At 65.3% G+C, this 23158-nt stretch carries 14 protein-coding genes; 8 read left to right on the top strand and 6 right to left on the bottom strand.

Annotated features, from left to right (window positions below):
• The first annotated feature begins 98 nt into the window (after positions 1 to 98).
• The 6 genes from ACTUWL_RS24390 to treY are packed head-to-tail and all read left to right on the top strand — an operon-like array spanning position 99 to position 14123.
• Entirely contained in the window at positions 99 to 2048 is a 1950-nt protein-coding gene (locus ACTUWL_RS24390; protein ID WP_021080894.1) for an alpha-1,4-glucan--maltose-1-phosphate maltosyltransferase, read from the top strand.
• A 10-nt stretch (positions 2049 to 2058) separates the two neighbouring features.
• Positions 2059 to 5367: a maltose alpha-D-glucosyltransferase gene (treS, locus tag ACTUWL_RS24385; protein ID WP_021080895.1), complete on the top strand. Its 3309-nt coding sequence runs from the start codon at positions 2059 to 2061 to the stop codon at positions 5365 to 5367.
• Positions 5364 to 7511 carry a 1,4-alpha-glucan branching protein GlgB gene (glgB, locus tag ACTUWL_RS24380; protein WP_021080896.1) on the top strand — a complete coding sequence of 716 codons (2148 nt, stop codon included), beginning with the start codon at positions 5364 to 5366 and terminating at the stop codon, positions 7509 to 7511. Before treS ends, glgB begins: the two co-directional genes overlap by 4 nt.
• Before the next feature lie 3 nt (positions 7512 to 7514).
• Positions 7515 to 9587 carry a glycogen debranching protein GlgX gene (gene glgX, locus ACTUWL_RS24375; protein ID WP_021080897.1) on the top strand — a complete coding sequence of 691 codons (2073 nt, stop codon included), beginning with the start codon at positions 7515 to 7517 and terminating at the stop codon, positions 9585 to 9587.
• Positions 9584 to 11335: a malto-oligosyltrehalose trehalohydrolase gene (gene treZ / locus ACTUWL_RS24370; protein ID WP_021080898.1), complete on the top strand. Its 1752-nt coding sequence runs from the start codon at positions 9584 to 9586 to the stop codon at positions 11333 to 11335. The genes glgX and treZ overlap by 4 nt, the downstream gene beginning before the upstream one ends.
• Before the next feature lie 4 nt (positions 11336 to 11339).
• Positions 11340 to 14123, top strand: coding sequence for a malto-oligosyltrehalose synthase (gene treY, locus ACTUWL_RS24365; RefSeq protein ID WP_021080899.1), 2784 nt, complete (start codon positions 11340 to 11342; stop codon positions 14121 to 14123).
• A gap of 9 nt (positions 14124 to 14132) precedes the next feature.
• Here treY and ACTUWL_RS24360 read toward each other — a convergent pair whose 3' ends face one another.
• Entirely contained in the window at positions 14133 to 14441 is a 309-nt protein-coding gene (locus tag ACTUWL_RS24360) for a polyhydroxyalkanoic acid system family protein (RefSeq protein WP_021080900.1), read from the bottom strand.
• A gap of 166 nt (positions 14442 to 14607) precedes the next feature.
• On the opposite strand from ACTUWL_RS24360, the gene ACTUWL_RS24355 reads away from it, so the two are divergent.
• Positions 14608 to 14772 (top strand): DUF3309 family protein, encoded by a 165-nt coding sequence (locus ACTUWL_RS24355; protein ID WP_021080901.1) that lies wholly within the window; start codon positions 14608 to 14610, stop codon positions 14770 to 14772.
• 243 nt (positions 14773 to 15015) lie between these two features.
• Here ACTUWL_RS24355 and ligD read toward each other — a convergent pair whose 3' ends face one another.
• Entirely contained in the window at positions 15016 to 17673 is a 2658-nt protein-coding gene (gene ligD, locus ACTUWL_RS24350; RefSeq protein ID WP_021080902.1) for a DNA ligase D, read from the bottom strand.
• A gap of 106 nt (positions 17674 to 17779) precedes the next feature.
• Between ligD and ku the strand changes: the two genes are divergently transcribed.
• Positions 17780 to 18667, top strand: a complete 888-nt coding sequence (ku, locus tag ACTUWL_RS24345; RefSeq protein ID WP_021080903.1) for a non-homologous end joining protein Ku — start codon at positions 17780 to 17782, stop codon at positions 18665 to 18667.
• Positions 18668 to 18783: 116 nt separating this feature from the next.
• Here the strand turns inward: ku and ACTUWL_RS24340 are convergent, their stop codons facing one another.
• The 4 genes from ACTUWL_RS24340 to ACTUWL_RS24325 are packed head-to-tail and all read right to left on the bottom strand — an operon-like array spanning position 18784 to position 23123.
• Entirely contained in the window at positions 18784 to 19023 is a 240-nt protein-coding gene (locus tag ACTUWL_RS24340; RefSeq protein WP_021080904.1) for a DUF6496 domain-containing protein, read from the bottom strand.
• Positions 19024 to 19077: 54 nt separating this feature from the next.
• Positions 19078 to 19767 carry a response regulator gene (locus ACTUWL_RS24335; protein WP_021080905.1) on the bottom strand — a complete coding sequence of 230 codons (690 nt, stop codon included), beginning with the start codon at positions 19765 to 19767 and terminating at the stop codon, positions 19078 to 19080.
• A complete protein-coding gene (locus ACTUWL_RS24330; protein WP_021080906.1) occupies positions 19764 to 22478 on the bottom strand; it encodes a sensor histidine kinase in 2715 nt (904 codons plus the stop codon). Before ACTUWL_RS24330 ends, ACTUWL_RS24335 begins: the two co-directional genes overlap by 4 nt.
• 39 nt (positions 22479 to 22517) lie before the next feature.
• Entirely contained in the window at positions 22518 to 23123 is a 606-nt protein-coding gene (locus ACTUWL_RS24325) for a K(+)-transporting ATPase subunit C (protein WP_021080907.1), read from the bottom strand.
• Between the last annotated feature and the right edge of the window lie 35 nt (positions 23124 to 23158).

Below are 23158 nucleotides of genomic sequence, written 5' to 3'. Positions count from 1 at the left end.
CCGGGAACCATTGTCCGGCGAGCGGCTTTCTATCTGGGTCTGGCGCGCCTCCTTCCCGGCGTCGAGACGTCATTTGCATTCTCAATGGCGGCATCACCGTGAACAAAACCCTCCGGCCTGTCGAGAGTGCCCATGGCACTTTTCATGTCACCGATGTCTATCCGTCGGTCGATGGCGGCCGCTTCCCGGTCAAGCGTATCGCCGGCGAGCCGGTCGAGGTGTGGGCCGACATCTACCGGGACGGACATGATGTAATATCGGCGGCATTGGTGTGGCGACGCGAAGGCGACGACGCATGGCAGTCCGCTCCGATGACGCCGCACAGCGACGACCGCTGGGGCGGCGCCTTCGTGCCCGAGCGGCCGGGACGCTACACATTCGCGATCGAGGCTTGGACCGACCAATTCGCCAGCTGGCGGCACCGCTTTGTGCAGAAGCAGCGCGACGGCAGCGACCACACGCTGGACGCGCTCGAGGGCGCCGGCATGCTGACCCAGGCGCAGGCAGGCGGACCTGCCGCGGCTGCCGTGATCATCAAACAATGTGAAATCTTTCTGCAGACCGGCGAGCCGGGCGCCCTGCTTGCGCCCGAATTGCAGGCGGCGATGGCCGGCAGCCAGTTTCGCCGCGACCTGATGCGATCGCAGCCCTATCCCCTCACCGCCGACCGTCCGCGGGCACGCAGCGGCGCGTGGTACCAGATGTTTCCGCGTAGCCAAGGCCGGACGTCAGGCGTGCACGCGACTTTCAACGATTGCATCGCGCGGCTGCCCGATATCGCCGCGATGGGCTTTGACGTCGTGCTGCTGGCACCGATCCACCCGATCGGACAGACGCATCGCAGGGGCCGCAACAACGCTGCAATCGCGCAGGCTGGCGATCCCGGCAGTCCTTATGCCATCGGTTCGACCGAAGGCGGCCACGACGCGGTGCACCCCGAGCTCGGCACGCTCGACGACTTCCGCGCGTTCGTTGTGGCATGCAAGGCGCACGGCCTCGAGGTCGCGCTCGATTTCGCCGTGCAATGCTCGCCCGATCATCCCTGGCTGACCGAGCATCCGGAATGGTTCAAGCGGCGTCCGGACGGATCGATGCGCGCGGCCGAACACCCCCCGCAGCGCTGGGACGACGTGGTCACTCCGGATTTCGGGTCCGAGGATGCCGGCGCGTTGTGGCATGCGCTGCGCGATGTCGTGCTGTTCTGGGTCGAGCAGGGCGTGAAAATCTTCCGGGTCGACAATCCGCACACCAAGCCGCTGGCATTCTGGGAATGGCTGATCCGCGAGGTGCAGGATCGCGATGCCGACGTGCTGTTCCTGTCGGAAGCCTTCGCACGGCCGAAACTGATGAAAGGCCTCGCCAAGCTCGGCTTCTCGCAGTCCTATACTTACTTCACCTGGCGCACGCAGCGCGCCGAGCTCGAGCAGTATCTCGGCGAGTTGACCTCGTATCCCGAGCGTGACTTCTTTCGGCCGAATTTCTTCGCCAACACACCGGACATCCTGCCCTTCCACCTGCAAAGCGGCGAATCCTGGATGTTCAAGTCGCGTCTCGCGCTGGCCGCGACGCTCTCAAGCAGCTACGGCATGTACAGCGGCTTCGAGTTGCTCGAGCACGCGCCGGTGCCCGGCCGCGAGGAGTATCTCAACTCCGAGAAGTACGAGATCAAGGTGCGCGACTGGGACAAGCCGGGGAACATCAAGCTCTACATTGCAACCCTCAACCAGATCAGGCGCAACAATCCGGCCCTGCAACAATTCGCCAATCTGCGCTTTATCAATGTCGGTGACGGCGGCGTGATCGGCTTCGTCAAGGAGGCGGCCGATCAGGGCAATGTGATCGCGGCCGCGATTGCACTGTCGTCAGAACCGCGCGAGGTCTGGCTTCCGCTCGGCGACGTCATGCTCGGCCGCGGCGATGACCGCCGCCCCGCCACGGACGTGGAAGACCTTGTCACCGGCGAGCGTCATGCGCTCGAATGGGGAGGCATCCGCCTGCGTCTCGATCCTGCGCGCGATCCCGCGTTGCTGTTGCGCTGTGTCGCCTGAAGGAGCCGTCATGAACGTATTCTCCTCCGTCAACGCCGAGGCGAAGGTCGCGACCGAGACCGCGGACCAGCTGTGGTACAAGGACGCGATCATCTACCAGCTGCACGTCAAGGCGTTCGCCGACAGCAACAATGACGGCATCGGCGACTTCACCGGGCTGACGGAGAAGCTCGGCTATTTGCAGGAGCTCGGTGTCACCGCGCTGTGGCTGCTGCCGTTCTATCCCTCGCCCGGCCGCGACGACGGCTACGACATCGGCGATTACGGCGACATCAATCCCGATTTCGGGACCATGAAGGACTTCAAGCGCTTCATCCAGGAAGCCAAGAAGCGCGGCCTGCGCGTCATCACCGAGCTCGTCATCAACCACACCTCGGACCAGCATGCCTGGTTCAAGCGCGCGCGCCGCAGCCCGCCGAATTCGAGCGCGCGCAGCTGGTACGTCTGGAGCGATACCGACCAGAAGTACCTCGATACACGTATCATCTTCACCGATACCGAGAAGTCGAATTGGACCTGGGATCCGGAGGCCGGCCAGTTCTACTGGCACCGCTTCTTCTCGCACCAGCCGGACCTCAATTTCGACAATCCGCGCGTGGTGCGGGCCATCGTGCAGGTGATGAAGCGCTGGCTCGACACCGGCGTCGACGGCTTCCGGCTCGACGCCATTCCCTATCTGTGCGAGCGCGACGGCACCAACAACGAGAACCTGCCGGAGACGCATGCCATCATCAAGCGGCTGCGCCAGGAACTCGATGCCTATGCCAAGGGCAAGATCCTGCTGGCCGAGGCCAATCAATGGCCGGAGGACGTGCAGGAATATTTCGGCCATGGCGACGAATGCCACATGGCCTATCACTTTCCGCTGATGCCGCGCATCTACATGGCGATCGCGCAGGAAGACCGCTTTCCGATCACCGACATCTTGAGGCAGACGCCCGACATCCCGGCGGCGTGCCAATGGGCGCTGTTCCTGCGCAATCACGACGAGCTGACCCTGGAAATGGTCACCGACGTCGAGCGCGACTATCTATGGTCGACCTACGCCAACGATCCACGCGCCCGCATCAATGTCGGCATCCGCCGCCGTCTTGCGCCGCTGATGGACAATGACCGGCGCAAGATCGAGCTGATGAATTCGCTCTTGCTGTCGTTCCCCGGCACGCCGATCATCTATTACGGCGACGAGATCGGCATGGGCGACAACATCTATCTCGGCGACCGCAACGGCGTGCGGACGCCGATGCAATGGTCGCCGGACCGCAATGGCGGCTTCTCGCGCGCCGATCCGGCGCGGCTCTACGCGCCGATGATCATGGACCCGGTCTACGGCTACGAATCCGTCAATGTCGAGGCGCAGTCGCGCAGCCTGTCGTCGCTGCTGTCGGCGACCAAGAGGCTGATCGCGGTGCGCAAGTCGACGCTGGCCTTCGGGCGCGGCACCATGACCTTCATCCGCCCGGAAAACCGCTCGGTGCTCGCCTATGTCAGGCAGTATCAGGGCGAGGTCATCCTCTGCGTCGCCAATTTGTCGCGCTCGGCGCAGGCGACCGAGCTCGACCTCTCCGCCTTCAAGGACCGCATCCCGCTCGAAATGCTCGGGCGCACGCGCTTCCCCGCGATCGGCGAGCTGCCCTATATGATCACGCTGGCGCCCTACGGCTTCTACTGGTTCCAGTTGCAGGAGCGCGACAAGTCCGAGCCGGTGACGCCGCGCGCGGTGCCGGAATTCGAGACCCTGGTGGTGCCGCTGAATTCGACCTGGACGTCGCTGGCGCGGGAGCGCGGCGTGTTCGAGCACGACGTGCTGCCCGGCCATCTGGCCCGGATGCGCTGGTACCCGGAGCATTCCGCCAAGGCGATCCAGCCGACGCTGGTGGCGGCGATCCCGTTCTGCGACGTCGGCGACAACCGGCCCTGGCTGATCTTCTTCGAAACCACCGAACGCGGCACCACCAGCCGCTACGTGCTGCCGATGCAGATTGAATGGGTGCGGTTCGACCGCGAACGCTACAACCCGCGCGCTTTCGCCGCCGTGCGCCAGGGCGCGCGCGAGGGCACGCTGCTCGACGTCGCCACCGACCAGATCTTCACCGGCCTGTTCCTGCGCAATTTGCGCGAAAACCTCACGGTCGATGAAGGCGAGCAGGGCCTGAAGCTCGAATTCCGGCCGACCAGCCGCTTCTCCGACCGGCCGGTACGGCAGCCCGAGCGCATCCGCGTGTTCGAGAACGATCAGCCGCATTCGACCGCGCTGGTCGACAATGAATATGTCACCAAGATCTACCGCAAGCTCGAAGTCGGCATCAATCCGGAGATCGAGATGGGCCGCTTCCTCACCGAAGTGGTCAACTTTCCGAACACCCCGGCCCTGCTCGGCACCTCTGAACTGGTCGAGGGCGACAAGCGCAGCGCGATCGCGGTGCTGCATGCGATGGTGGTCAACCAGGGCGACCTATGGACCGTGGCCGCCTCGCACCTCGACCGCCTCGTCGAACGGCAGCGCCTGCTCGCCGCGAGCGAAGGCCCCGCCGAGAACGGCGGCGATCAGGCAACCTATCTGCGCCACATGGCGCATGCCGGAAAGCGTCTCGCCGAGCTGCACATCGCGCTCGCCAGCAACCGGGATCTGCCCGAGTTCGCCCCCGAGCCGACCAGGTCCGAGGACCTGCAGCGCTGGATCGACGAGATCGTGGCGCGCGCCGAGCGCGTGTTCGACACGCTGAAGCAGCGCCGCAGTTCCCTGAAGGAGGCCGAGCGGCTGCTGGCCGATCAATTGCAGGCCCAGCACGATATGCTGCCGGAGCGGCTCAAGGCGCTGCTGCCGCGCGACACTGACGGGTTCAACATCCGCCACCATGGCGACCTGCATCTCGGCCAGCTGCTGGTGGTCAAGGACGACGTCTTCATCATCGATTTCGACGGCGGACCGGGCCGCACCATCGCCGAGCGGCGCCGCAAGGCCCCGCCTGCGCGAGACGTCGCCGGCCTGATCCGCTCGATCGACTATGCCGCGACCGCGGCGCTGGAACGGGCGCTCAAAGTTTTCCCCGACGAGAGCGGCAGGTTAAGCCTCGCTCTGGCCGAATGGCGCGACCAGGCAGCGGATACCCTGCTGGCGGCCTACCGCGTGACCATGGCCGGGCAGCGGCTTTGGCCCAATGAGGCCAAGGCGGCCGACCGCCTGCTCAACTTTTTCCTGCTTGAGAAAGCCTTCTACGAGATCGAGTATGAGTTGGCCAACCGCCCGGATTGGCTCCGCGTCCCGCTGACTGGCCTGTTGAGACTTCTGGCGCAACAGCCGCATGAGGTTGCATGAACAAACTGCCCGCCGAGGCCTATGCCATCATCGAGGGTCGCCACTCCGATCCGTTCCACTATCTCGGCCTGCACGCCGAGGGGGATCGCAACGTCGTGCGCGCCTTCCTGCCTGATGCCACCAATGTCGAGGCGATCGGCGAGCATGGCGAAACCGCACCGCTGGCGCGGATCCATGATGCCGGCCTGTTCGCGGGCCCCCTGCCGAACGGCTCGACGCGCTACCAGCTCCGCGCCCGATTCGGCGACAACGTCGTCGAGCTGGAGGACGCCTACCGCTTTCCGCCGATCCTGAGCGATTTCGATCTCTATCTGCTCGGCGAAGGCACGCATCAGCGGGTTTACGACACGCTCGGTGCGCATCCGATGACGCTCGACGGTGTCGACGGCATCGGCTTCGTGGTGCTAGCGCCGAATGCGCGGCGAGTCAGCGTGGTCGGCGACTTCAATTTCTGGGATGGACGGCGGCATCCGATGCGGGTGCGCGGCCCCGGCTATTGGGAGCTGTTCATCCCGCGGGCACGGGTCGGCGACCACTACAAGTTCGAGATCATCGGGCGCAACGGCCAGCATCTGCCGCTGAAGTCTGATCCGCTGGCGTTTGCCGCCGAGGTACGGCCGAAGACCGCCTCGATCGTGATCGACGAGCGCAAGATCCCGCATCCGCGTCCGGCGCCCGATCGCGTCAACGCACTGAGCTCGCCGATGTCGATCTACGAGGTGCATCTCGGCTCGTGGCGCCGCAAGGGCCGCAATGAGTGGCTGACCTATCGCGAGATGGCCGAGCAGTTGCCGGCCTATGCCAGCGACATGGGTTTCACCCATCTCGAGTTCCTGCCTATATCAGAGCATCCGTTCGACGGCTCCTGGGGCTACCAGCCGACCGGGATGTTCGCGCCGACCAGCCGCTTCGGCTCGCCGGACGATTTCGCCGCGCTGATCGACGCCTGTCACGGCGCCGGCCTCGCCGTGCTGCTCGATTGGGTCCCCGGGCATTTCCCCGACGATCCGCATGGCCTCGGCAATTTCGACGGCACCGCGCTCTACGAGCACGCCAATCCGCTGCAGGGCCGCCACCTCGACTGGGGCACCTTGATTTACAATTACGGGCGCACCGAGGTCACCAATTTCCTGGTGTCGAACGCGCTGTTCTGGCTCGACCGCTACGGCGTCGACGGGCTGCGGGTCGATGCCGTCGCTTCGATGCTCTACCTCGACTACAGCCGTCCGGCCGGCGGCTGGATCCCGAACAAATATGGCGGCCGCGAGAACATCGAGGCGATCGATTTCCTGCGCCGCTTCAACACCGAGCTGTTCGCACACTTCCCGCAGGCGACGACCGCGGCGGAGGAGTCCACTGCCTGGCCGCAGGTGTCGCGTCCGGTCGAATATGGCGGGCTCGGCTTCGGCTACAAGTGGAACATGGGCTGGATGCACGACACGCTGAAATACATCGGCAAGGACCCGATTCACCGCAAGCACCATCACGGCGACATCCTGTTCGGCCTGCACTACGCCTTTTCGGAGAACTTCATCCTGCCGCTGTCCCACGACGAGGTCGTGCACGGCAAGCGCTCGATCCTCGGCCGCATGCCCGGCGACGACTGGCAGCGCTTCGCCAATCTGCGCGCCTATTACAGCTTCATGTTCGGCCATCCCGGCAAGAAGCTGATGTTCATGGGCTGCGAGTTCGGCCAGGAGCGCGAGTGGAATCACGACTACTCGATCGATTGGCATCTGCTGCAACAGCCGAAGCACAGCGGCATCCAGAACCTGGTCCGCGACCTCAACCGGCTCTACCGCGCGCTGCCGGCGCTGCATGAGCTCGACTGCGACCAGGCCGGGTTCGAATGGGTCATAACCGACGATGCCAACAACAATGTGTTCGCCTGGATCCGCAAGGGCAATGATGCGCGCGCACGCTGCCTCGTGGTCGTGAATTTCTCGCCCAACGTCTATCGCAATTATCGCGTCCGCGTGCCGTTCGCCGGCAAATGGCACGAGGTGTTCAACTCGGATTCCTCGCATTACGGCGGCACCAATGTCGGCAATATCGGCGAGGTCCGTGCTTCCGAGGGCGCCACGCCCGAGCTGAGCCTGACCATCCCGCCGCTGGCAGCGATCTTCCTCGTACCGGAAAGCTAGCTCATGCGTCTGACCGGGGGAACGTCCGCACGGCTCGGTGCAAGCTGGGACGGCAGAGGCACCAATTTTGCGCTGTTCTCGGCGAATGCGGAGAAGGTCGAGCTGTGCCTGTTCGACGGCCAGGGACGCCGCGAGCTCGAGCGGATCGAGATGCCGGAGCGTACCGAGGACGTCTGGCACTGCTATCTCAATGACGTCTCGCCGGGCCAGCTCTACGGCTACCGCGTCTACGGGCCCTACGCGCCGGAACGGGGTCACCGCTTCAACGCCAACAAGCTGCTGCTCGATCCCTACGCCAAGCGGCTCGCCGGACGGCTGGTGTGGAGCGACGCGCATTTCGCCTATCGCACCGGCAGTGCGCGCGAGGATCTTTCCTTCGACCGGCGCGACAACGCCCGCGGCATGCCGAAGGCGGTCGTGGTCGACGAGAGCTTCAACTGGGGCCGCCGCGAGATCCGGCCGCACGTTCCCTGGCAAGACACCATCATTTACGAGGCCCACGTCAAGGGCCTGACCCAGAAGCGCGAGGACGTGCCGCCGAATTTGCGCGGCACTTATGGCGGCCTGTCCTCGCCTGCGATGATCGACCATCTCAAGCGGCTCGGCGTCACCACCATCGAGCTGTTGCCGATCCACGGCCTGATCGACGACCGCGTCCTGGTCGAGAAGAAGCTTTCGAATTACTGGGGCTACAACACCATCGCCTTCTTCGCGCCCGAGGCGCGTTACGCCCAGGAAAATGCGCTGGACTCGTTCCGTACGACAGTCGCACGACTGCACGATGCCGGCATCGAGGTGCTGCTCGACGTCGTCTACAACCACACCGCCGAGGGCAACCACATGGGCCCGACGCTGTGCTTCCGCGGCATCGACAATGCCTCCTACTACTGGCTGAACCGCGAGAACCCGCGCTTCTACGACGACTTCACCGGCTGCGGCAGCTCGGTCAACCTCACCCATCCGCGCGTGCTGCAGATGGTGATGGACTCACTGCGCTACTGGGTCGAGGTCTGCCATGTCGACGGCTTCCGCTTCGATCTCGCCACGACCCTCGCACGTGGGCCGAACGGATTCGATCGCAACCATCCCCTGCTCGCGGCGATCCGCCAGGACCCGGTGCTGGCGACCGCAAAAATGGTCGCCGAGCCTTGGGACCTCGGTCTCGGCGGCTACCAGGTCGGCGCCTTCCCGTCGCAATGGTCGGAGTGGAACGACCGCTATCGCAGCGCGATGCGGCGCTACTGGAGCGGCGAGGGCAGCCTGATCGGCGATATCTCCGGCCGCATGACCGCCTCCTCGGATCTGTTTCACCACGACAACCGCGCGACCCGCGCCAGCATCAATCACATCACGGTGCATGACGGCTTCACGCTCGCCGACCTGTTCAGCTACAACGAGAAGCACAACGAGGCCAATGGCGAGGACAATCGCGACGGCTCCAACGACAACCACAGCAACAATTGCGGTCATGAAGGCCCGACCGATGACCCAGCGATCATCGCGATGCGCCGCCAATTGCGGAAGAACGCGCTGGCTTGCCTGCTGCTCGCACAAGGCACGCCGCTGATACTTGCCGGCGACGAGGTCGCCAACACGCAAGGGGGCAACAACAACGCCTATTGCCAGGACAATGAGACCGGCTGGATCGGCTGGGAGAACCTCGGCACGGACGACGACGTCATCGATTTCATCGGTCATCTCACCGCACTGCGGCAGCGGTTCGGGCAGATCCGCTGCCAGAGCTGGCTCGACGGCCGCCGCGCCGACGGCAGCTACGGGGTACTCTGGCTGACGCCGGCGGCGGAGGAGATGAAGGAATCCGACTGGCAATTCCCGGAAAGCCGGTTCCTCGCCTACGTGCTGGGGCCGATGGAACAAGGACAGGCGCCGATCTTTATCGTGCTCAATGCCGCGCCGCAGGAGATCGTGTTCAGGATGCCGAGGATGGCCGAATACAAGAGCTGGCAGCAGGTTCTGAACACGACGAAGTCGGAGCAGACCGGTGACCAGATTGCGGCCGGCGCCGATACCACCGCACCGCCGCGTTCGGTGCTGGCATTTGCAGGCTCCGCATGAGCGCGCAGCATTTCGGACCCGAACTGACCGCTGATGGCGCGCGCTTTCGGCTCTGGGCGCCGGCGGCGAAGCGCGTCGACCTGCTGCTGGACAAGCCGCACGCGCTCACGCGCGATGCGGCCGGCTGGTACGTCGCCGAGATTCCGGGCACGCGCGACGGAACCCGCTACAAATTCCGCATCGATGACGAGGTCGACGTGCCCGACCCCGCCTCCGCGTTCCAGCCGGACGATGTGTTCGGCCCGAGCGAGGTGATCGATCACGCAGCCTTCAAATGGCGCGCGACGGGGTGGCGTGGACGTCCGTGGCACGAGGCCGTCATCCTCGAGGCCCATGTCGGCACCTTCACGCCGGACGGCACCTATCGCGCCATGATCGACAGGCTCGATCATCTGGTGGCAACCGGCATCACCGCGCTCGAACTGATGCCGCTGGCGGATTTCGCCGGCAAGCGCAACTGGGGCTATGACGGCGTGCTGTGGTATGCGCCCGACAGCGCCTACGGCAGGCCGGAGGACCTCAAGACCCTGATCGACGAGGCGCATCTGCGCGGGCTGATGGTGATGCTCGACGTGGTCTACAACCATTTCGGCCCCGAGGGGAATTACCTCGGCCGCTATGCGCCGAGCTTCTTCAGCGACGCGCATACGCCATGGGGCAGCGCGATCGATTATCGCGTGCCCGAAGTGCGCGCCTTTGCGATCGGCAGCGTCGTGAGCTGGCTGCGCGACTATCGCTTCGACGGCCTGCGGTTCGACGCCGTAAACACCATCGTCGAAGCCGGCGAAATCTCCATCCTGCACGACTTCAGCAAAGCCGCCGGCCAACTCGCGGCTGAGACCGGCCGCCAGATCAACCTCGTGCTCGAAAACGGCGACAACATCGCGAGCCTGCTCGATGATGCGGAGGACCCGCCGGATGGCAAGTTCCGTGGACAGTGGAATGACGACTACCACCACGCCTGGCATGTGCTGCTGACCGGCGAAAAGCAGGGCTATTATGGCGACTACCGGGCGCCGAAGCTGGACCTCGCGCGCGCGCTGTCATCGGGCTACATCTACCAGGGCGAAGTATCGGAGTTCTGGGGCGGCAAGGCCCGCGGCGAGCCGAGCGGCGCGCTGTCACCGACCTGCTTCATTAACTTCCTGCAGAATCACGACCAGATCGGCAACCGCCCGCTGGGCGACCGGCTCGAGAGCATTGCAAAACCCGAGGCGATCGAAGCCGCGCTCGCGGTCACGCTGATCGCACCCAACACGCCGATGCTGTTCATGGGCGAGGAATGGGGCGCGACGACCCCCTTCCCGTTCTTCTGCGATTTCAACGGCGACCTCGCCAATGCGGTCCGCGCCGGGCGGCGCCGCGAGTTCGCCTGGGCCTATGCCAAATATGGCGACGAGATTCCCGATCCGCTTATTGATGAGACAATGCAGTCGGCCGTGCTCGATTGGGCGGCGCTCGACCATGATCCGGCGCGTGCGCGGCTTGCGCTGGTGCGCGACCTGCTCGCCGTACGCCGGCGCGAGATCACGCCGCGGCTCCCAGGGGCAAGCTTCGGCGGCGACCGCGTCACGAGTGATCTCCTGACCGCGCATTGGCGGCTGGGCGATGGCCGCACGCTGTGGCTGACCGCCAATCTGTCCGATCGGGACATACCCGGCGCGCCGGAGCCGAAGGGAACTGCGATCTGGGGCCGCGCGTTGTCCGGCAACCTCCCCGGCTGGGCGGCGCGCTGGCACATCGGATAGCACAATGCCTCCGGCGATCCCGATCGCGACTTACCGTCTGCAACTCACCGGTGATTTCGACTTCGATGCCGCAGCCCAGGTGGCGCCGTATCTGAAGGCGCTCGGCATCAGCCATGTCTACGCCTCGCCGTTCATGAAGGCGCGCAAGGGCTCGAGCCATGGCTATGACGTCGTCGACCACACCAAGTTCAATCCGGAACTCGGCGGCGAGGAAGGTTTTGCGCGGTTCAGCGATGCGCTGAAGCGGAACGACCTCGGCCTGATCCTGGATTTCGTGCCGAACCATGTCGGCGTGCATTTTGCCGACAATCCGTGGTGGCTCGACGTGCTGGAATGGGGACCGCAGTCGCCGCACGCGGTCTCCTTCGACATCGACTGGGACCAGCTGCCTTATCGCGCGCGCGGCGGCGTGCTGCTGCCGATCCTCGGCTCGTCCTATGGCCTGGCGCTGGAGCGCGGCGAGATCGCGCTGCGCTACGACGCAAGCGAAGGCGGTTTCTCCGCCTGGTATTTCGAGCACCGCCTGCCGATTGCACCTGAACGCTATGGCGAGGTGCTGCGGACCATCGTTCGCGAGGCCGCTGCCGAAGACAGCCAGGCCGGGCGCGCGCTGGTCGAACTGGCGGCGCGCTACCGCGGCCTGCGCCATCCGAACCGCAAGGAGGCGCCGACGCTGAAGGCGGCGATCAAGGCGATCGAGGGCGGCGCCGAGATCATCGCGCGCGGGCTCGACGCCTATCGTGCCGGCGAAGACCGCTCCACCCAGACGCTGGCGCTGCATCATCTCTTGGAACGCCAGCACTACAAGCTCGGCCACTGGCGGCTCGCCTCCAGCGACATCAACTATCGCCGCTTCTTCGACGTCAATACGCTGGCCGGCCTCAGGGTCGAGGACGCCGCGACCTTCGAGGCAAGTCATAGCCTGGTGAAGCGGCTGATTGCGGAAGACCGGCTGCAGGGGCTGCGGCTCGACCATATCGACGGCCTGCGCGATCCCGCGCAGTACTTCCAGCGGCTGCGGCGCCTGATCCGCTCGGCGCAAGGTGACAAGGCCAGGCCGTTCTACATGGTGATCGAGAAGATCCTCGGCGAGGACGAGAAGCTGACCAGGTTTGCCGGCGTGCACGGCACCACCGGCTATGAATGGATGAACACGATCAGCCAGGTGCTGGTCGATGGCAGCGGCCTCGATCCGCTCAACGAGATCTGGCGCCAGATCAGCAACCAGTCGCCGAACCTGACACCGGTGCTGCGCGAGGCCAAGCGCCGCGTGCTGGAGACCTTGCTGACCAGCGAGTTCACCGTGCTGGCGCGGCTCGTCGCGCGCATCGCCAGCGGGCACTATTCGACCCGCGACTTCTCCGCCGACAGCCTGCGGCAGGCGCTCGAGCTCTACGTGCTGCATTTTCCGGTCTATCGCACCTATCTCACCGCGTCCGGCCCGACCGCGCACGACCGCGCGCTGATCAGCGAGACCATCGCCCGCGCCCGCGCCGACTGGTTCGCCGCCGACGAAGGCATCTTCGACTTCCTGCGCGACGCCCTGACCATGGACCTGCTGAAGCCCGGCCGGCCACCGCACAGCGCGCCGCGGGTGCGGCGCTTCGCGCTGAAGGTGCAGCAATTCACCGGGCCGATGATGGCGAAATCGCTCGAGGACACCACCTTCTACCGCTACCACCGCCTGCTCGCGCTCAACGAGGTCGGTGGCGATCCGGCCGCAAATGCGATCGCGCCCGAGCGCTTCCACGCCATGATGGCGGCCCGCGCCCGCGAATGGCCGCACGGCATGACGGCGACCGCGACCCACGACACCAAACGCGGCGAGGACGCGCGCGCCCGCATCATGGCACTTGCGGAAATCCCCGGCGAATGGACCAGCGCGGTGGCCCGCTGGAAGGTGCTAAACGCACCGCACCTGGTGCTGGAGGGCGAGATGCGCGCGCCATCGGCGACGTTCGAATACATGCTCTATCAGGCCCTGCTCGGCGCCTGGGACCCGGACGATCCTTCGCTGCTCGCGCGTATCCAGGCCTATGCGCTGAAGGCGGCCCGCGAAGGCAAGCAGGAGACCAGCTGGCTCAATCCGCACGAGCCTTATGAGACCGGCGTGAAGACCTTCATCGACCGGATCCTCGATCGCAATATCTCGCCCGAATTCCTCGACGCACTCGACGCGCTGGCGCGGCGCACCACGCTGATCGGCGCGCTGAACTCGCTCAGCCAGGTCACGCTGAAGGCGACCATGCCGGGCGTGCCGGATTTCTACCAGGGCACCGAAGGATGGGATCTATCGCTCGTTGACCCCGACAACCGCCGTCCGGTCGACTTTGCCGAACGTGCGGACACGCTCGCCGCACTGGAAACTCCGGACTGGGACGCGCTGACCGAGGGCTGGCGCGATGGCCGCCTGAAATTCGCGTGGACGCGGCACCTGCTGCGATTGCGCAACGAACTGCCCGAAGTCTTCACCGGCGGCGACTATCAGCCGCTCACGGTCGGCGGTCCGCACCGCGATCATGTCATCGCCTTCGCACGGCGCCATGGCCGCGCGGCGGTCATCGTCGCGGTGGGCAGATCATTTGCGCCGTTCACGCAGGGCGGACGCAGCTGGCCGCGCCCCGAAGCCTTTGAAGGCGAGATCGACGTGACCGGATACGCACTCCCGGGCGGCGACAGCAAAGTTCAGCTCGCGACATTGTTCGCCAAGCTGCCGGTCGCGGTGCTGAAGGTCAAAGCCGCGGCCGGCACGAAGCAGGTCCGAAAACGCGCCCGCGCGCACAGCTAGCGCCGCCTCTCAGCGCTTGGTCAGCAGCAACTGTCCGCTCTTCTGGATGGCGGCCTGCGCGACCTCGGCGAACCGCTGCAGCAGCCACGGCAGCGTCACCTCCAGCCGCACATGGCTATCCTCGACATCGACATGCCCGGCGGCGACCTGCCCCAGCGCGCGGACGCGAAAGCTCATGCGGTTGCCGTCCCAGCGCTCCTCCTCGACGCTCATGACCGGCACGTTCGCCGCCGCGCGCGACAAACCGGTCTTCAGACGGCGCACGGCCTCGTCGCGACCAAGGCTGTGGGGAATCGAGACGATAAGCGGAGCCGACATCGCAGTGCACTCCTCCACGGATTCCGTTCATGTAGTTCTGTTCCAACCCAAACGGAAGATCGCACAGCTTTATCGTACCGCCGAAACCGGAACCTTCGTAGTTGCGGATTGTTTCCCTACCCGAAGGGCAGAGATCGGTGAGCCCACGGGGCTGAGGAGAGACTCAATGTCAATTGGAACAATCATTCTTATCATTCTGGTCATCGCGCTGCTTGGCGGCTTCAGCGGCATCGGCGGCGGACCGTTCTACGGCACCGGCTATTACGGCGGTGGCGGTCTCGGCCTGGTGATCGTGATCCTGCTGATCCTGCTGCTGCTCGGACGGCTGTAGCCTGCGCGCATGTTGCGTACTATCCGCATCGACACCTGTCATCACCCGCTTTCGCGAAAGCGGGTGATCCAGTATTCCAGAGACGCCAGCGCTTGAATCGATAGGCCGCGGCGTACTGGATACCCCGCTTGCCGCCTTCGCCAAAGCTTCGGCGGGCCCAGCCCTTCTGCCCCGGCGAAGCCTTGGCGAAGACGGGTCGCGGGGTATGACGAGGAGAGGCGAAGTCGCTTGTCGTGACGATTCTCAGCGCGTCGCGAGTTTCTTCATCGCCGCCTTGATCGACGATGCTGCATCCTCATAGCCGTCCCACGCCTTGGTCTTGGCGAGCAGCGCGGGCACCGACCGCACCGTGTACTTCTTCGGATCGAGATCGCCGCGCACCTGGGCCCAGGTCAGCGGCATCGATACCGTTGCACCCGCCCGAGCCCGCGGCGACAGCACCGCGACCGCAGTCGAAAGCCGGTCGTTGCGCAGATAATCGAGGAAGATCTTTCCGGTGCGCTTGGCCTTCGACATGTTGATCAGATAGCGCTCGGGAGCATCCTGCGCCATCCACTGGCAGATCCCTTGCGCGAAGCCCTTGGCCTCCTTCCACGTCACCCTGTCGCGCGCCCCTGACAGCAGCGGCGCCACGACGTGAAGGCCCTTGCCGCCGGTGGTCTTGCAGAAACTCTCGAGGCCGACCGCGGTCAGCCGCTGGCGCATGTCCTTGGCCGCGTCGATCACGTCGGAGAATGCGACGTCGGGCGCGGGATCGAGATCGAACACCAGCCGGCCCGGTGTGTCGTAAGCATCGGGCGCGCAGTTCCAGGGATGCAGTTCGAGGCCGCCGAGCTGCGCGACCGCAGCCAGCCCCTCGATCTGGTCGATCTGCAGATAGGGCTTGCGATCGCCGGAGACCTTGGCGAGCTTCAAGAGCTTCGACGTGCCGGCCATCGCGTGGCGCTGGAAGAAGGTCTCGCCCTTGATGCCGTCGGGCGCGCGCACGATCGAGCACGGCCGGCCCTTGAGATAGCCGATCATCCATTCGCCGACCGCCTCGAAATAATTGGCGAGGTCGAGCTTCGTCACCGGCGCGCCGTCGCCGGCGTCGGGCCAGAGCGCCTTGTCCGGGTGGGAGATCGCGACGCCCATCACCGTACCGGATGATTTCCCTTTCGCCATCGGCTTCACCGCTCTGGTTACGACCGGCCGTTCGGCCTCGACCTCATGCGCCGGCTTGTCCTGGCGCAGGCCCTTGAACGCGGCCTGGCGGATATTGCCGGCGTCGGTCCAGCCGGCGAACTCGATCTCGGCGACCAGCTCCGGCTTCAGCCAGTGCACGTCGCGGGTCTTCTTCGGCGCGTCCTTACCGCCGAACGGGCTGGTGTCCGATGCTGCGGCGTTCAGCGCCGGCATGATGCGGCGAACCGTGTCCTGCCCGAAGCCGGTGCCGACGATGCCGACGAAGGCGAGATGATCGTCGCGATAAACGCCCGCCATCAGCGAGCGGAATTTGCCGTTGGTGGTCTTCCAGCCGCCGATCACCACCTCGTGGCCGGCGCGGATCTTTGCCTTGGTCCAGTCGTCGGAGCGGCCGGAGCGATAGGCGCCGTCGAGCCGCTTGGAGACGATGCCTTCCAGCCCGAGCTTGCGCGCTGACTCCAGCACGGCGTCGCCGCGCTCCTCGAAATGCTCGACATAGCGGACCAGAGGGTATTTGCCCTTGCGCGCCGCGAGCATCGCCTTGAGCCGCGCCTTACGCTCCGTGAGCGGCAGCGGGCGCAGATCCTCGTGGCCGGCAAACAGCAGGTCGAACGCGTAGAAGATCAGTTGATCGGTCTTGCCGTCGGAGAGCGCCGCCTGCAACGCCGAAAAATGCGGTATGCCCTTCGCATCGAGCGCGACGATCTCGCCGTCGATCAGGGCATCCGGCAGTTTGCCGGCCTCCTTCACGATCGCGCCGAACTTGTCGGACCAGTCGAGTCCCTTGCGGGTCTTCAGGACGGCCTCGCCATCCGCGATCCGCAGCTGCACGCGGTAGCCGTCGAACTTGATCTCGTGGCACCAGCCCGCAGCATTCGGCGGACTCTCGACTGCGGCGCAGAGTTGCGGCGCGACGAAGTCCGGCATATCTGCCACCTGCTTCGATTTCGCCTGCGGCGGCTGCTTCAACGGCGCCTTCAATTTTCCCTTGGGCGCCGGCGCCTTGGTCTTGGCGCGCGAATCCGCGGTCATGCCGTGATTGGAATGCCAGACCGCGTCCGCCTTGATGGTCGGCTTGGCCTTGCCGTTTCCCTTCCCATTTCCCTTGGCCAGCATGAACGGCTTCGGCGCGCGGCCCTTGCCGGCTGCGATCTCGGCCATCGAGCGGCCGGAGGCGACCGAGCGGTCCTCATCGAGGATCGCTTCGCCATTGCCGTCCACGGCATACTCGTCGCGGTGCTTGATCAAGAGCCAGTTGGTGCGCTTGCCGCCGAAACGGTCGTTCTTCATCCGCACCAGCACCCAGCTGCCATGCAACTTGTCGCCATGCAGCGTGAACTTCAGATCACCCTTCTTGAAGCCGCGCTCGGGATCGTCGGATTCCCAGGTGCCGCGATCCCACAGCTGCACGGTGCCGCCACCATACTGGCCTTCGGGAATCGTGCCTTCGAAATCGCCATAGTCGAGCGGATGATCCTCGACCTCGACCGCGAGCCGCTTGTCATGCGGATCGAGCGAGGGCCCGCGCGTCACCGCCCAGGACTTGAAGACGCCGTCGAACTCCAGCCTGAAATCATAATGCAGCCGCGTCGCATCGTGCTTCTGGATCACGAAGCGCCGTTGCCTGCTGGGCGCGACCTTGACGTCGCCCGACGGCTCGCTGGTCTTCTCGAAGTCGCGCTTCTTGCGATAGGTGGTGAGGTTTCTCAGCGACACGTGCAGGCCTCGGCGCAAACGGCGGCCGCCGCCCCAGTGCGGCCGTCAGGAACCAAAACCTACGGTATCCGTTCAAGTTCCAAACTCAAGCTGTTTGGAGACGATCATGGCCGCTCCCCGCGCCTACTGGAAAGGCACGCTCAAGCTCTCGCTGGTGTCATGCCCTGTGGCGCTCTATCCGGCCTCGACCACGGTCGAGAAAACCCGCTTCCACATGATCAACCGGGAGACCGGCAACCGGCTGAAGCAACAGATGGTCGATACCGAAACCGGCGACATCGTCGAGGGCGACCAGAAGGGCCGCGGCTACGAGGTGAGCAAGGGCAAATATGTCGAGATCGAGAAGGACGAGCTCGAGGCGGTCCAGATCGAGAGCAATCACACCATCGATATCGACGCTTTCGTGCCCGAGAGCGAGATCGACAAGCGCTATCTCGACCACCCCTATTACATCAGGCCCGACGGCAAGGCCGGCATCGACGCATTCGCGGTGATCCGCGACGCCATGAAGGACCAGGACCGCGTCGCGCTGGCGCGGATCGTGCTGACCAACCGCGAGCACGTGATCGCGATCGAGCCGCTCGACAAGGGCATGCTCGGCACCACCCTGCGTTACCCCTATGAGGTGCGCGACGCCGACGACTATTTCGACGATATCAAGAGCCCGAAGGTGACCAAGGACATGATCGAGCTCGCCGGCCACATCCTCGACAGCAAGGCCGCACATTTCGACCCGTCGAAATTCAAGGACGAATACGAGGCCGCGCTCAAAGCCCTGGTCCGCCGCAAGGCAGCCGGCAAGCCGATCAAGGCCGCCGAGCGCGAGGAAAAGCAGAGCAATGTGGTGAGCCTGATGGACGCCTTGAAGCAGAGCCTGAAGGACCGCAAGGGTGGCACGCTGCGACAGGCCTCGAGCCCAAGACGTCCGACGTCGCACCGCCGTGCGGCGAAGAAGGCGCATCGCTCGAGCGCGCGGCGGCGGAAGGCGGGCTGAACTCCCTCCCCGTCACTGCGAACGAAGCGAAGCAATCTATTTCTCCGCGCGTGCGGAAAGATGGATTGCTTCGTCGCTTTGCTCCTCGCAATGACGGCTGGACGGGTCGGCTATCTCTACCGTTTCTTCGCGACCTTGCGCTTCTTGGCCGTCTTCCGCGTCTTGGCGGTCTTCTTGGACGCCTTCTTCGGCACCCTCTTGCCCTCGGCACGCGCTTCCGAGAGGCCGATCGCGATCGCCTGCTTGCGGCTCGTCACCTTCTTCTTGGAGCGGCCGCTGCGCAGCGTCCCGGCCTTGCGCTTCTTCATCACACGCTCGACATCATCAGACGCCTTCCGCGAGTATTTTCTTGCCATGGCTTCTCTCCCGATAAGGGAGAACAAGCCTCGATCGGAGCGAAGGTTCCGAAGCTAGTCGCCCGCGCGCAGCCGATAGCCGATGCCGGTCTCGGTCAGCACGAATTGCGGACGCTCGGGATCGGCCTCGATCTTCTGGCGCAGCTGCCGGACATAGACCCGCAGATATTGCGCGTCGGTCAATTCGTCCCACAATTCCTTCAAGAGGAAGCGGTGGGTCAGCACCTTGCCGGCGTGCTGCACCAGCACGCGCAGCAGGTCATATTCCTTCGGCGACAGCTTGATCTCGCGGTCGCCGACCTTGACGATCCGCCGCACCAGGTCGACTGAGAGATCGCCGGAGCGGAACACCGGCCGCTCGCCCTGCACCTGCAGCTGGTGGCGCAGCGCCGCGCGCAGCCGCGCCAGCAATTCATCCATGCCGAACGGCTTGGTCAGATAATCGTCGGCGCCGAGATCGAGCGCCTGCACTTTTCCGGCCTCGTCGCCGCGGCTCGACAGCACCACGATCGGCACGTTCTCGTTGCGGCCGCGGATCATGCGCAGCAGGTCGTGACCCTGGATGTCGGGCAAGCCGAGATCGAGGATGATCAGCGCCGGTCCTTCAGCCAGCATCTCCAGTGCATTCTTGCCGTTGGACGCTTCGAGGATGTCATAGCCCTGCGTGCTCAGCCCCATTCGCAGCAGCTTGCGGATCGGCGGCTCGTCGTCGATGACCAGGACCTTGATCGGCGTTGCGTTCATGCAGCAGTGTCCAGCGCGTTGGTGTCGGCGGGGATCGGCAGGCGGATGGTGATGACGGCGCCGGTCCGGTCGGAGCGGTTGGCTGCCGAGATCGTGCCGCGCATCGCCTCGACGAAGCCGCGCGAGATCGCCAGCCCAAGGCCGGTGCCGGGGCGGACATGGTCGCCCTTCTCGGCGCGATAGAACTTGTCGAACACGCTGTCGAGCTCGTCAGCGGGAATGCCGTTGCCTTCGTCCATGATCTGCAGCGCGATCGTCTCGCGGTCGCGCGCGCCGCGGACCGAGATCGTGGTGCCGACGGGGGCGTACTTGGCTGCGTTGTCGAACAGGTTGAACAGCACCTGCTCGAACAGCACCGCGTCGAGCTCCACCATCGGCAGATCGGCCGCGAGCTCCAGCGACACCTTGTGATGCACCAGGATCTTGGCCGCCCTGCGCAGCGCGCTGCCGACGATCTCGTCGACATTGTGCCGCGCGGTGTTCGGCACGACCGCGCCGGATTCGAGCTTGGTCATGTCGAGCAGATTGGCGATGAAGCGGTTGAGCCGTTCGGACTCGTCGATCACGGTCGCCAGCAGGTCATGCTTTTGCGCCTCCGTCAGGTTCGATCCGAGGTCGCGCAACGTCGAGGCTGAGCCGAGCACCGAGGCAAGCGGTGTCTTGAGGTCGTGCGAGATCGAGGTCAGCAGCGCCCCGCGCAGGCGATCGGACTCGATCGTGCGCTTGACCCGGTCCATGTCCTCGACCAGCAGCACACGCTCGATCGCGAGCGCGCCCTGGTCGACAAGTGCGTCGAGCAGGCGGCGCTGGTCGGGCGTCAGCAGCGGCCCGCTGCGGTCGTCGTCGATGCCGATCACGCCGATCGGGCCGCGTCCGGTGCGCATCGGCAGGAACAGCCGCTTGGCGCCGGGCAATGTATCCGAGCCGCGGCCGGCCGGGCGATCATTGGCCCAGGCCCAGTTCGCCGCAGCCAGGTCGGCCTGGTCGAGCTGGTCCTCCGGCGGATAGCCCGCTTTCACCGTCAGCACGCCGTCATCGGGCAACAGCAGCACCACGCGCACCCGCAGCATCAGTGCGATCTGGTAGGCAGTCGCCCACAGCACGTCGTCCAGCGTCGCGGTGCCCGCCAGCTTGCGGCTGAACGCATAGAGCGATTCGGTGGTCCGAACCCGCCCGATTGCGGTGTCGGCCTGGGTACGTACGCGCGCGGCGACATTGGAGACGAGCAATGCCACCAGCATGAAGAAGAAGAACGCCGCGATATTGGTCGGGTCGGTGATGGTGAAAGTGTAGATCGGCGGCAGGAAGAAGAAATTGTAGCTCAGCGAGGCCGCCACGCTCGCAAGCAGCGACGGCCACAGACCGTAGCGGACCGCGACCGCCACCACCGCGGTGATGAACACCAGATCGACGTTCTCGATGCCCAGCCAGCGCTGGATCAGCTCAGCAACCGCAAGGCCGGCGGCGACGACGCCGAGCGACCACAGATAGGGGCGCGGATTGAGCGGCTCGGCGCGCGCCGCAGTATGCACCTCTGCCTTGGCAACGGGCAGCTCGTCGCCGGCGATGACGTTGACGCTGATATTTCCGGCGCGCCGCACCAGATCGTGCACGACGGAACCGCGCGTCATCTCGAACCAGAGCGAGCGGGTCGACTTGCCGATGATGATCTGGGTGACGTTGTTGGCCTGGGCGAAACTGATGACGTCGTCGGCGATGCGGCGGCCGACGCCGGGAAGCGTCAATGCCTCGCCGCCGAGCGATTCCGCAAGCCGCATCGTATCGGCCAGCCGGTCGCGCTGCTCGTCGCTCAGTTGCAGGCTGCGCCGCGTCTCGATGCTGACGGCGGTCCATTGCGCATGCAGCCGGTCGGCCAGGCGCTTGGTATAGCGCACGAGGCCGGCGGCGCGCGGGTCCTCGCTCACGCAAACCAGGATGCGCTCGCCGGCGGCCCAGGGACCGGCGATGGCGTTGGCCTGCATGTGGGTCAGCAGCTGCTCGTCGACCCGCTCGGCGGTGCGGCGCAACGCCAGCTCGCGCAGCGCGGTCAGGTTGCCGGGCGAGAAATAGTGCTCCAGCGCGCGCTCGGCCTGCTTGGGCACATAGACCTTGCCCTCCTTCAGCCGCTGGATCAGGTCATCAGGCGTGAGGTCGATCAGCTCGATGGCATCGGCGCGATCAAACACCGAATCCGGCACGGTCTCGCGCACCCGGACGTGGGTGATCTGCGCGACCACGTCGTTGAGGCTTTCGATATGCTGGATGTTGACGGCGGTGAAGACGTCGATACCGTGCGACAGCAACTCCTCGACGTCGAGATAGCGCTTCGGATGTCGGCTGCCGGGCGCATTGGTGTGGGCGAGCTCGTCGACCAGCGCGAGCTTCGGCCGCCGCGCGATCAGGGCGTCGAGGTCCATCTCCTCGAGGGTCTGGTCGCGGTAGCTTAGCCGCTTCCGCGGGATCACCTCGAGGCCCTTCAGCAGCGCCTCGGTTTCCGCCCGCCCGTGGGTTTCGACGACGCCGACCACGACGTCGACGCCCGCCTTGAGGCGGGCGTGGGCGTTTTGCAGCATCTCGTAGGTCTTGCCCACGCCGGGAGCGGCCCCGACAAAGATCTTCAACCGTCCCGAACGATCGGTCTCCCGGCGCGCCGCTTCCAGCAGCGCATCCGGCGAGGGTCGTTTTTCAGGGTCGCGGCGCTGATTGGCCATACCGCAATATAGTCATCCCGAGAGAGTCAGCCTACTCCCCTATTTCGCCTTTACCGCGTCGAGCGCCAGGTTGAGCGCGAGAACGTTAACGCGGGGCTCTCCGATCACGCCGGCGAGGCGGCCCTGCGTATACTGCGTCACCAGCTGGCGCACCGCGTCCTCGGAAATGCTGCGCGCCTTGGCGACCCGCGGCACCTGGAACAGTGCGGCGTCGGGCGAGATGTCGGGATCGAGCCCGCTGCCCGACGTGGTCACGAGATCGACCGGCACGGAGGCCGGCGGGTTCTCCGCCTTCAGCTTCTCGACGTCCTCCTTCACCCGGTCGTTCAGCGCCTTGCTGGTCGGGCCAAGATTGGAGCCGCCGGAATTGGCCGCATTGTAGGGCGCCGGCACCGTTTTGGAGGAATCGTTCGGATCGGGCGCGACCGTCGCCGACGGCCGGCCATGGAAGTATTTGTCCTCCTTGAACTCCTGTCCGATCAGGGCGGAGCCGATCACCTTGCCGTCCTTCTCGATCAGGCTGCCTTGCGCCTGCTTCGGAAAGATGACGCCGGCGATCGCCGTCATGGCGAGCGGATAGGCAAGGCCCGTGATCGCGGTCAGAAGGACCAGCACCAGGATGGCGGGGCGAATTTCTCTGAGCATGATAAGTCTCCTAAATCTCTCTCGTCATTGCGAGC

Source organism: Bradyrhizobium sp. WCU1, from assembly GCF_053474805.1.
This window is presented reverse-complemented; position numbering and strand designations above follow the sequence as displayed.